The organism is Streptomyces flavofungini (assembly GCF_030388665.1).
Taxonomy (GTDB): Bacteria; Actinomycetota; Actinomycetes; order Streptomycetales; family Streptomycetaceae; genus Streptomyces; species Streptomyces flavofungini_A.
Genome location: NZ_CP128846.1, coordinates 1,258,805 through 1,270,939, shown reverse-complemented (window position 1 = coordinate 1,270,939; position 12,135 = coordinate 1,258,805). Strand labels below are relative to the sequence as shown.

General features: G+C 75.2%; 3 protein-coding genes. 2 read left to right on the top strand and 1 reads right to left on the bottom strand.

Annotated elements, in window-relative coordinates; genetic code table 11:
* Nucleotides 1–50: 50 nt before the first annotated feature.
* Complete coding sequence (locus QUY26_RS04985) at nucleotides 51–791, top strand: 4'-phosphopantetheinyl transferase family protein (RefSeq protein WP_289943886.1); 741 nt, start codon at nucleotides 51–53, stop codon at nucleotides 789–791.
* A gap of 157 nt (nucleotides 792–948) precedes the next feature.
* Here the strand turns inward: QUY26_RS04985 and QUY26_RS04980 are convergent, their stop codons facing one another.
* Nucleotides 949–2,238, bottom strand: a complete 1,290-nt coding sequence (locus tag QUY26_RS04980; RefSeq protein ID WP_289943885.1) for a helix-turn-helix domain-containing protein — start codon at nucleotides 2,236–2,238, stop codon at nucleotides 949–951.
* A gap of 329 nt (nucleotides 2,239–2,567) precedes the next feature.
* On the opposite strand from QUY26_RS04980, the gene QUY26_RS04975 reads away from it, so the two are divergent.
* The gene (locus tag QUY26_RS04975) at nucleotides 2,568–12,047 is read left to right on the top strand and encodes an amino acid adenylation domain-containing protein (RefSeq protein ID WP_354670666.1); all 9,480 of its coding nucleotides are present in this window, start codon (nucleotides 2,568–2,570) and stop codon (nucleotides 12,045–12,047) included.
* The last annotated feature ends 88 nt before the right edge of the window (nucleotides 12,048–12,135 follow it).

Here is a 12,135-nt window from a genome sequence, read left to right as displayed (position 1 = left end):
GTCCCTCCCTCCGTGTGCCCGGCGGCCAGCGAACTAAGGAGATCTGTGAGATGGGTGGGTGGGCCGCGGTTCCCTCGGGTCTGGTCGTGCGGTCGGGCGAACTCCATGTGTTCCGGGTCAGCCTGGAGCCCGCGCGTCAGATCATCGCTCAGGCGCTGGAACTGGTCACGGACGCGGAGCGCGCCACCGCCGAGGCGTTCGGCCGCTCCGGCGACGGCTGGGCCTTCCTCAGCGCCAGGGCCACGACCCGCAGGGTCCTCGGCTGGGTGCTCGGGCGGGGCCCCAAGAGCGTGGAGTTCTGCCGTACGGAGCACGGCCGGCTCGCCCTCGTCGACCACGAGGTGTGCTTCAGCTCCGCGTACGTCGGCGACCAGCAGCTCGTCGCCGTCTCACTGATCAGCGAAGTCGGCGTCGACATCCAGGACGGCGACGTGGCCTACGGCGAGAACCTGCACCTGGCCCTGACGGAGTGGGAGCAGCGGCTGCTGCGCAGGCTGTCCCCGGACGCCCGGCAGATGTTCTTCCTGAGCCTGTGGACCCGCAAGGAGGCGGTGCTGCGGGCGGCGGGCTACGGCCTCAGGGTGCCGCCGGACGAGGTGGACGTGCTCGTCGAGGACGGCGCGGGCGTGGTGGCGGTGCCGCAGCCCGAGGGCTCCGGCATGACCGAGGTACAGGTCCGTGACCTGCCCAGCGGGCGGGGCACCGTGGCCGCCGTCGCGGCCGCCGGGCCCGTGACCGCCCTGCACACCTGGACGTTCAACCCGACGTTCCACGAGGCGCACTCCTACTGACACCCGTGAGGGGCCCGCCGAGACCCGCTGCGGTCCGGCCGGCGCCTGTCACCCTGCCCGGCACACCGAGGCCCACCGGGGCCCGGCGGGCGCACCGCGGGTGCTTGAACTCCGGCTGACCGGATACGGACGACAACCCCCTGGCACTCCGGTTCCGTCAGTCGGTGGCCGCGGCCGGCCCATCCCCGGGGCCGGCCGCGAGCATTTCGCTCAACTGCCGCCAGGCCTCGGACGACTTGCGGTACGCCCCCGCCCGGTCGAGCGTCTCGGCCGCGAGGCGGTAGCTGTCCCTGGCCGCCGCCGCGTTCCCCGCCAGGGCGTGCGCGCGGGCCGCGAGCAGCTGGCACTGCCCGAGCCCGGCCAGCGGCAGCCCGGCGCCGCCGTCGCACACCTTGGTGGTGAGCTCGAGGACCCGCTCCGGCTCGCCCTGGCGCAGCGCCAGGTGTGCCTCGGCCAGCATCAGCTCGGCCATGTCGTCGTCGCGGCCGACGAGTTCGAGGGCCTGACGGGCGCGGGCGAGCAGCCGCGCCGCGTGGCCGGTGGCGTCCAGGGAGAGGTCGTGCTCCAGGCGGAGCGCGGCGGACGCCCGGCACAGCCGTGCCCAGGCTCCCAGGTTCACATCGGGGCGCAGACAGGCGAAGGCGCGTTCGTGCAGGTCGACGCCGTCCTCGGGGCGCCCGCACAGGAAGCGGGCGCTGCCCGCGGCCCAGTAGACCTGGCCGCGCAGCTGCCGGGAGGGGATGTCCTCGGCCGTCTCCTGGAGGGTGTCGGCGAGACCGGCCGCGTTCTCCAGCTCACCGCTGTCGATGTAGGAGTTGATCAGCGCGAGCATCGCGCCGACCCGCTCGTGGGCGGTGGGCGGCAGGGCCACGGTGACCGACACGGCGTGCTCGGCGGTGCGGACGGCCTCGCCGAGGCGGCCCTGGCGGCGCAGGTTGTCCGAGAGCGCGGTGGCGACGCGCGCGGCGAGCCGGGGCGTCTCCTGGGACAGGGCGGTGTCGGCGAGGTCGGCGAGGACGCGGTGCTCGGCGGTGGTGTCGCCCAGCTCGCGCAGGACGTCGGCGAGCTCCCACGTGGCCTCCCAGAGCACGTCCTCCTCGGCGTGCCCGGTGGCCGCCGCGCCGATGCCGCGGAGCAGCTCGGCGGCGACGGTGAGCTCGCCGTCCTTGCGCAGGGCGCGGGCTTCGAGGAGCTTGCCCGCGATGTCGAGCCGTCGGCTGCGGTGCTCGCCCTCTTCCTGGGAAGCGGGGTTGGTCAGGGCTTCCAGGGGGACGTCGAGCCGGCGCGCGAAGAAGGCGGCGATGAGTTCGTTCGGCGAGCGCCGACCGCTCTCCACCCGGGAGACATAGCTGGCCGACACCTCGTCGCCCGCCAGTTCGGTCTGGGACAGGCCCCGCTGCACGCGCAGCATCCGCAGTCTGCGTCCGAACGCGGGCTGTTCGATCATCTTCGTCCTCAGGATCGCCCCGGCTTGCCGGGAGGCGACAAGCGGATGCCGCCGGGCACGCCGCGTGGCACCGCTCTTGGTCAAGGGCCGCAAGGAACATGCGGCACTGTCACCGGCTATTACGGCGGCAGAGTAGGGCGAAGGGGGTAGGGCTGTCGAACCGGTACGCAGGCATGCCGCGAACTTGGCGACTTTTTAACACCATTGCAGGTCAACGCCCTACCGCAGAGTGCGTGCAATTTTTGGCTTGAAGTGTGACAGGGCCGTGTCTAGTGTTGTGACTCGTGTGACAGGCCCTGTCACACGTTTGACGGGCTCTGTCATTTTTTGTGACAGCTCACGGGGAGGGCGTCGCAGTGGATGTCGTGCACGGGGGAAATCACGGCCAGGCCGAAAGAAGACCAGAGGCGGATCTTGACGTTCCGCTCTCGGTCGGACAGGCGTCCCTGTTCTTCCTTCAGGAACTCGCGCCCGATTCGCCGTCGTACCACGTGGCCGGAACCGTACGCATCACCGAACGCCTGCACACCGCGCCGCTGAGCCGCGCCTGGGACGCCGTCTGCGCCCGCCACCCGGTGCTCACCAGCACCGTCGCCCCCGGGGCCGAGGGCTATGTGCAGCGCAGATACGCCGCCGATGCCCCCTTCACCGTCCGCGACACGCCGGGCATCGACGCCGACGAGCTGCGGATCCTCGCGACCCGCGACTACGAGCGCCCCTTCGCCCTCGGCCACGAGGCGCCCGCCCGCCTCTTCGTCTACCAGGACACCGCCGCCACCACCGTGCACCTCGTGCTGCACCACGTCGCCGGTGACATGAGCTCCCTGTTCATCACCCTGGAGGACCTGCTCACCGCCTACCGGGCCGAGGTCGAGGGCACCCCGGGACTGCCCGCGGAACCCGACACCTCCTACGCGCGTCACGTCGCCGCCGAACGCGCCTTCCTCGCCGGACCGCGCGCCGAGGCGCTGAGCGACCACTGGGCGCGACAGCTCGAAGGCTGCCGCTTCGCCCTCGACCTGCCCGGCATGACCGCGCCCCGCCCGGTCGCCGACCCCGACGCCCCCGCCCACGTCCCGTTCCGCCTCGACACCGCGACCGTCGAGCGGGTCCGGGCGCTGGCCGGATCCAGCCGCAGCACCACCGCCACCGTGCTGCTCGCCGCCTTCAACGTGCTCCTGCACAAGCTCACCGGCGCCGACGACCTCGTCGTCGGCTTCCCGGTGGAGGGCCGCAAGACCTCCGTCAAGCGGACCGTCGGCCACTTCACCAACTCGCTGCTCCTGCGCACCCGGATCAGTCCGGAAGCCGACTTCACCACCGTGCTCGACGCCACCCGCGCCGCGCACGTCGACGCCGTCCGCAACCGTGCCCTGCCCACCCCCACCGTCCTCGGCCGCCTGAACCCGGGCTCGGCCCTGTCCGGCCAATCGCTGTACCAGGTGAGCTTCCAGTTCGAGTCCGACCGGCTCTCCTACGGCACCCGGTCCATCACCGGCAACCTGGGCACCGTCCACATCTCCGGCTACGACACCGAGCCGGTGCCGGTGCGCCAGCAGGTGGCCCAGTTCCCGCTGCGGCTCCAGGCGGGCGAGGTCGACGGCGAGGTGCACGGCGTCCTGCACTTCGACCCGGCGCGGCTCGACGCGGACACCGTCGCCGGATACGCCCGGATCTTCGAGGCCCTGGTGACCGAGGCCGTCACCGACCCGGCCACCACCGTCGCCGCACTCGGCACCACCGCGGGCGCGGGCCCGCGCCGCTCGGGCGCCGGGGTACCGGCGGCGGGCGACGGGCAGCCGGTGCACCGGGCGATCCTCGCGCACGCGCGGACCACGCCGGACGAGGTGGCGCTGGTCGACGGCGAAAGGTCGTGGACGTACGCCGAGTTGGAGCGCGCGTCGGCCGTGGTGGGCGCCCGGCTGCGGGACGCGGGGGTCGGCCCGGAGTCCGTCGTGGGGCTCTGCCTGCCGCGCGGCGCGGCGACCGCCGTGGCGATGCTCGCGGTGCTGCGGGCCGGGGGCGCCTTCCTGGCCCTCGACCCCTCGTACCCGGCCGAGCGGCTGCGCCTGATGGCGGCGGAGGCGGGCTGCGCCGCCGTCGTGCGCGGCGCCGCACAGCGGGAGTTGGCGGACGACGTCGTACCCACCGGCACACCGGTCCTGGAGCTGGACGGCATCGACCTGACGGCCGACGCCGACCGGACGGGGCTCGACGCGGCGCACCCCGACGACTTGGCGTACCTCGTCTTCACCTCCGGCTCCACCGGACGCCCCAAGGGCGTCGCCGTCACCCATGCGACCCTGGCCCGCTCCACCGCCGCGCGCGCCGCCTTCTACGGGCCGAACCCGCCCCGCTTCCTGCTCCTTTCGTCCTTCTCCTTCGACAGCGCCTACGCGGGCGTCTTCTGGACGCTCACCCTTGGCGGCACGCTCGCCGTGCCCGACGCCGAGCAGGTCAAGGACGCCGACGAACTCGCCGGTCTGGTCGAGCGGCACGCCCTGACGCACACCCTGACCGTCCCCTCCTTCCACCGCGCCCTGCTGAACCGGCCCGGCGGCCCCGGCCGTTCGCTGCGCACCGTCGTCGTGGCGGGCGAGGCCTGCCCCGCCGACCTGGTCGCCGAGCACCGCGCCGTGCTGCCCGACTGCGCCCTCGTCAACGAGTACGGCCCGAGCGAGGCCACCGTCTGGGCCACCGGCCACTTCTGCGCCGACAGCGACCCCGCCACCGTGCCCATCGGCACCCCGATCGCCGGCACCACCGTGTACGTCCTCGACGAGGCGCTGCGCCCGGTGGTCTCCGGCGGTGTGGGGGAGTTGTACGTCGGCGGGGCGGGTGTCGCCCGTGGGTACGCGGGCCGGGGCGGGCTGACCGCCGAGCGGTTCGTGCCCGACCCGTTCACGTCCGAGCCGGGCGCGCGCCTGTACCGCACGGGTGACCTGGTGCGGTTCGACGGCGCGGGCGCCCTGGAGTTCCACGGGCGCGTGGACGAGCAGGTCAAGGTCCGCGGCTTCCGGGTGGAACTGGGCGAGATCGAGGCCGTGCTCCGGTCCGCCGACGCGGTCACCGACGCCGTGGTGGCCGCCGTGGCCGGGCCCGGCGGCGGTGAACTGCGCCTGGCCGCCTACGTCGTGACCGCCGACGGGGCACCCGCGGACACCGACGGCCTGCGCGCCTTCGCCGGGGAGCGGCTGCCCGCGCACATGGTCCCCGCCGCCGTCGTGACCCTCGACGCGCTGCCGCTGTCCGTCAACGGCAAGGTGGACCGGCGCGCCCTGCCCGCGCCCCGCTGGGAGACGGCCGCCACGGACTACGTCGCGCCCCGCACCGACGAGGAGCGACGCCTGGCCGAGGTGTGGTGCCAGGTCCTCGGCCTCGAACGCGTCGGCGCGCACGACGACTTCCTCGCCCTCGGCGGCGACTCCATCCAGTCCATCCAGGTGGTCGCCAAGGCCCGCAGGGCCGGACTGCGCATCACCCCGCGCCAGCTCTTCGAGCACCCCACCGTCGCCGGACTCGCCGCGCAGGCCGAACTCCTGCCCGCCGCAGAGGAGTCGGCGCTCCCGGGCGACCTCGCCCCGGGCGGCTTCGACACCACCGGTCTGCCCGCGGGACTGCTCGCCGCCTGGGAGCGCGACCTCGGCCCGCTGCACGCCGTGTGGCCCATGTCCGCCCTCCAGCAGGGCATGCTCTACCACGCACTCGCCGAGCCCGCGTCGGACGCCTACACCGAGCAACTGGTGTGCGTCCTGCGCGGCGACCTCGACCCGCGCGCCTTCCTCGACGCTTGGCGCGGAGCCATCGCCCGGCACTCCGCCCTGCGCGCCCACTGCTCCTGGCAGGAGACCGACCGCCCGCTGCTCGTCGTGCCCCGCGACATCGACGTACCCGCGCGGTTCGAGGACTGGACGGCCACCGCCGACGGCACGCGGAACCCCGAGGAGCGCCTGGACGACTTCCTGGCGCGCGACCGCGCCGAGGGCTTCGACCTGAGCGGCGGCCCGCTGGTGCGCCTCGCGCTGCTGCGCACCGGCGCCACCGAGTGGACCTTCGTGTGGACCAACCACCACATCCTCATCGACGGCTGGTCCCTGCCCGTCGTCGCGGGCGACGCCTTCACGCTCTACCCCGCCCTGCGCGCCGGTACCGACATCGAACTGGTGCCCGCCCCCGACTACGGCACCTTCGTGCGCTGGAACGAGCACCGCGACCGCACCGAGGACGAGGCGTTCTGGCGCAAGCAGCTCACCGGCTTCACCGCCCCCGCGCTGCTGGCTCCCGGCCGCGCCCAGGCCGGGCACCACCGCACCGGCACCCACGAGCCCGCGCTGCGCATGCCCGACGAGCGTGCCCGGGCCCTGCGCGAGACCGCCCGTGACCGTGGCGTCACCCTCGCCGCGCTGGTCCACGCCGCCTGGAGCCTGGTCGTCGCCCGGCGCACCGGCGCCCGCGACCTGGCCGTCGGCAGCGTGCTCTCCGGCCGCCCCGCCGAGATCGACGGCATCGAACGCACCGTCGGCCTGTTCATCAACACCCTGCCGCTGCGCGTGCGGATCGCCGACGACCTGCGCGCCGACCAGTGGCTCGGCGCCGTCCACCAGGGACTCCAGGAACTCACCGACCACCAGCACGCCCCGCTCGCCGACGTCACGTCCTGGGCCGGAGCCCCCGCGGGCGCCCCGCTCTTCGACTCCATCGTCGTCGTCGAGAACTACCCCTTCGACGGCTTCGGCACCGAGGGCTTCACGCTGGAGAGCGGCCGCCTCCTGGAGCGCACCACCTACCCCGTCAGCGTCCAGGTGATGCCCGGCGAGCACCTGGAGCTGCGCCTGAGCGTCGACGCCGCCGCGTACGACGCCGACACCGCGCGCCGCCTCCTCGACGATCTCGACCGCGCTCTGGACGCCCTCACCGGCGACCCCTCGGTCACCCTCGGCGAGCTGGGCACGAGCGACAACGAGGCCCTGCTCGCCTGGTCCGGCGCCGGGGTCCCGGCCGCGGCCGACGCTGGCCTGGTGGCCGAGGCGGTCGTGGCGCACGCCCGCAGGCAGCCGGACGACGTGGCCCTGGTCGACGGCGAACGGTCGTGGACGTACGGGGAGTTGGAGCGCGCCTCGGCCGCGGTGGCCGTCCGGCTGCGCGCGGCGGGCGTCGGCCCCGACGACGTGGTGGGCCTGTGCCTGCCGCGCGGCACCCTGATGGCCGTGGCGATGCTCGCCGTCGCGCGGGCCGGTGGCGGGTGGCTCGCCCTCGACCCCTCCTACCCGGCCGAGCGTCTGCGCCTGATGGCCGAGGACGCGGGCTGCGCCGCCGTCGTGCGCGGCGCCGCGCAGAAGGACGTCGTCGACGGCCTCCTGCCGGACGGCACCCCGCTCCTGAACATCGACGGCATCGACCTGACGGCCGACGCCGACCGCACCGGCCTGGACGCGGCACACGCCGACGACCTCGCGTACCTCGTCTTCACCTCCGGGTCCACCGGACGCCCCAAGGGCGTCGCCGTCACCCACGGCCAACTGGCCGCCCACCTCGCGCAGATCGGCGGTGCCTTCGGGCTCGGACCCGCCGACCGGGTCCTCGTCTTCGGCTCCTTCTCGTTCGACGTGAGCACCGAGCAGCTGTTCGCGCCGCTGACGTGCGGCGGAGCGGCCGTGCTGCGCCCCGACGGGCTCCTCGCCACCGACGAGCTCCTCGCCTTCCTCGCCGAGCACGGCGTCACCGTCTTCAACCCGCCGACCGGCCTGTGGCGGCAGCTCGCCACCGCACTCGCCGACGGCGCCGCGGTGCCCGCCGCCCTCGCCGTGCGCCTCACCGTCGTCGGCGGCGACGCCATGCCCGCCGCCGAGACCGGCATCTGGCGGCGCACGGTGGGCGGCCGCGTCATCAACGCCTACGGCCCCACCGAGACCGTCATCACCGCGACCGTCCACGAGGTCGGCGTCCACGGCGCGACCGGCACCGTCCCCCTGGGGCGGCCCCTGCCGGGCCGCACCGTGTACGTCCTCGACGAGGCGCTGCGCCCGGTGGTCTCCGGCGGTGTGGGGGAGTTGTACGTCGGCGGGGCGGGCGTCGCCCGCGGGTACGCGGGCCGGGGCGGGCTGACCGCCGAGCGGTTCGTGCCCGACCCGTTCACGTCCGAGCCGGGCGCGCGCCTGTACCGCACGGGTGACCTGGTGCGGTTCGACGGCGCGGGCGCCCTGGAGTTCCACGGGCGCGTGGACGAGCAGGTCAAGGTCCGCGGCTTCCGGGTGGAACTGGGCGAGATCGAGGCCGTGGTGCGGGACGCCGCCGGGGTGGCGGACGCGGCGGTGGCCGCCGTGGCGAGCGCGGGCGGCGGGGAGCCGCGCCTGGTCGCGTACGTCGTCGCCCGCGCCGGTGCCGCCTGCGAACCGGGCACGGTCCGGGCCTTCGCCGGGGAGCGGCTGCCCGCGCACATGGTCCCCGCCGCCGTCGTGGTCCTGGACGAACTGCCCCTGTCGGCCAACGGCAAGGTGGACCGGCGCGCCCTGCCCGTCCCCACGTGGGAGGCCGACGACCAAGGCTACGTCGCGCCCCGCACCGAGGTGGAGCGGCGCCTGGCCGAGGTGTGGGCCCAGGTGCTCGGCGTGGACCGGGTCGGCGTGCACGACGGCTATCTGGCCCTCGGCGGGGACTCCATCCTGTCGATCCAGGTCGTCGCCCGGGCCCGCCGCGCCGGCATCCAGCTGACCCCGCGCCAGATGTTCCAGTACCCGACGATCGCCGACCTCGCCCCGCACGTCATCACCGGCGCGGGCACCGGTGCCCGCGCGCAGAGCGACAGCACGGACGCGCTCAGCCCGATCCAGCGCTGGTTCCACGAACTCGACCTCGCCACCCCGGCCCACTGGAACATGGGCCTGCTCCTCGGCCTGCGCACCCGCGTCAGCCCCGACGAGCTGGGCGCGGCGCTGAACGCCGTGGCCGAGGCGCACGAGGCGCTGCGGACCCGGTTCGTGGACGGCGCCATGGACGGGGACGGGAGCGGGGACGGGGGCGGCGAGCCCGAGGGGCGTGCGGACGGCGGGCGCGGCGTGCGGGCCGTGGTCGATCCGAAGGTGGACGTTCCGGTGGAGTACAGCCGGCTGTCGGCCGACTCCTGGGACGCCGCGGGCGCCCGGGGCGCGGCGGGCTCCGGAGCCTCCGCCGCCTCTCCCGTCCCCGCCGCTTCCGCCGCTGTCTCCGCTTCCGCCGCCTCCGCCGACGACTGGCTGCGGGCGGTCGCCGACGAGCTGAACACCCGGATCGACCCCGCCCGGGGACCGCTCCTGCGGGCCCATCTGGTCGACCTCGGGCCCGACGAGCCGCAGCGGCTCCTGCTCACCGCCCACCACCTGGTCATGGACGCGGTGTCCTGGCGCATCGTCCTCGAGGACCTGGAGTTCGCACTCGACGCCGTGCGCGCCGGCGAGCCCCCCGCCTTGCAGCCCGAGGGCACCACGCACCGGCAGTGGACCGCCGAACTGCGGCGCCGTGCCCTGGACCCGCAGGTCCTCGACCGGGTCCGCGCCGACCTCGACGAGATCGCGGCCCTCGCCGGGCCGCAGGCGGAAGCGCTCGCCCCCGGCACCGAGGGCGCCGCGCGCCGCGCCCGGCGCGCCCTGACCGCCGAGGACACCGAACGGCTCCAGGAGACCCTCGTGCGGCGGCTCGGCGGCACCCTGGAGGAGGGGCTGATCACCGCGACCGCCCGCGCCCTCGCCCGGGTCGACGCGCTGCCCTCCGTCGTCGTGGAGCTGGAGAGCCACGGCCGCGAGGACCTGCACCCCGACCTCGACCTGTCGCGCACGGTCGGCTGGTTCACCACCCTCGCGCCGTTCCCGGTGGCCACCGCGGACGACGACCCGCTCGGCACCCTGTGGGACGTCCGCGCCCGGCTGCGGGACCTGGTGCACCGGGGCATCGACCACGGCGTGGTCCGGTACCTGGCCCACGACGAGGACCTGACCCGCCGGTTCGCCGAACTGCCCGCGCCGCACGTCAACTTCAACTACCTGGGCCGGGTCAGCTCCAGCGCCTACCCGAGCGCCGCGCTCGAACTCCTCGCGCCCGGCTTCGGACAGGTCCGCGACCCGCACGGGACGCGCCCCGCGGCGGTCGTCGTGGAGAGCCTGGTCACCGACGGCCGCCTGGCCGTCGAGGTGGAGCACACCGGCCAGGCCGCCGCCGACGCGCTCGCGGACGCCGTCCTCGACGAACTCCGCGCGCTCACCGCCGAGCCGGACGCGCCCGTGCTCGCCGCCGGACTGCGGCACGGCACCGCGCCGGTCGCCGCCGTGCGGGACTGGGCCGCGCGCAGGGGCGGCCTGACGGCGGTCTGGCCGCTCACCCCGACCCAGGAGGGCATGGTCTTCCGCAGCCTCGCCGAGGACGGCGCGGCGGGCAGCGGCGTCTATGTGGAGCAACTGGTCTGCGTCCTCGAGGGCGACCTCGACCAGGAGGCGTTCGCGCGGGCGTGGCAGGCGGCCGTCGACCGGCACGCCGTGCTGCGCGGCGTGCCCGTGTGGCAGGACGTCCCGCGTCCTCTGCTCGTGGTGCCCGCCACGTGCGAACTTCCCGTGACCTTCCTGGACTTCACGCCGGGCGGCGCGGAGGCGAGAACGGGCGGGGACACGCGGGCGGGCGGGGACGGACGAGCGGGCGGTGGCGCCGGGGGCCCGACCGGCGCCGCCGCCACCACCGCGGCCGACAACGCCGACGCGCGCCTCGACGCCTACGTACGGCAGGACCGGCACACCGGCTTCGACCTGCGTGAAGGGCCGCTCGCGCGGCTCGCCGTGGCCAGGCTCGCGGCCGACCGGTGGGCCTTCGTGTGGACCAACCACCATGTGCTGTTCGACGGTTGGTCGCTGCCGATCCTGCTCGGCGAGGTCCTTGAGCACTACGCGGCGCACGGCAGGGGCGAGACCCCGCGCTTCGCCCCGGCGCCGGACTTCGGCACCTTCGCCCGGTGGGCGGCGCGCCAGGACCCGGACGCCTCCCGGGAGTTCTGGACCCGCGGCCTCGCGGGCTGCGCCCCGGTCCCGCTCGCCCCGGCGGCGGACCGGCCCGCGGTCCACCGCGACCACGAGGTGGCGCTGCCCGCGCCGGTCACCGGGCGGCTGCGGGACACCGCGGGCCGCCTCGGCGTCACCCTCGGCGGCATGGTGCACGCGGCGTGGGCCCTCACCCTCGCCGCCGAGACCGGCACGGACGACGTGGTGTTCGGCAGCGTGGGCTCCGGACGGCCCGCCGACCTGCCGGACGTGGACCGTACCGTCGGCATGTTCATCAACACCGTGCCGCTGCGCACCCGGCTGCCCGCCGCCCTGCCGGTCGGCACCTGGGCCCGGGACGTACAGCAGGCACTGCACCAGGCACAGGAACACATCCACACCCCGCTCGCCCGCATCGCCGTGTGGAGCGGACGGACGAGCTCCGCCGGACTCTTCGACACCTCGGTGATCGTGGCCAACTTCCCCTTCGCCGACCTCGGCACGGGACTTCCCGGCCTGTCGGTGACCCGGTCCGAGGCGCTCGAACAGACCGAACTGCCCGTCACCGTCTCCGCCGCCCCCGAAGGGGACCGGCTCGTCATCGCGCTCAACCACGACACCGTCCGTGTCCCCACCGAGCGGGCCGCCGCCCTCGCCGACCAGCTGTGCCGCGCCCTGACGGCGCTCGCCGACAACGCCGCGACCGTCGGCGAGGTCCGCACCGCGCTCGCCGAGCGGGCCCGCGGCGAACGCGCCGCGGGCCGCGCCCGGCGGGCCGCCCGGCTCGGCCCCGGCGCCCGGACCCGCGCCTGAGCCAGGCCACGGCCGCACCACGGCCCGGCACCGCACAGCACGCACACACCGCACGCCACGCACAGCGCAGCACGCACGCACCGCCCAC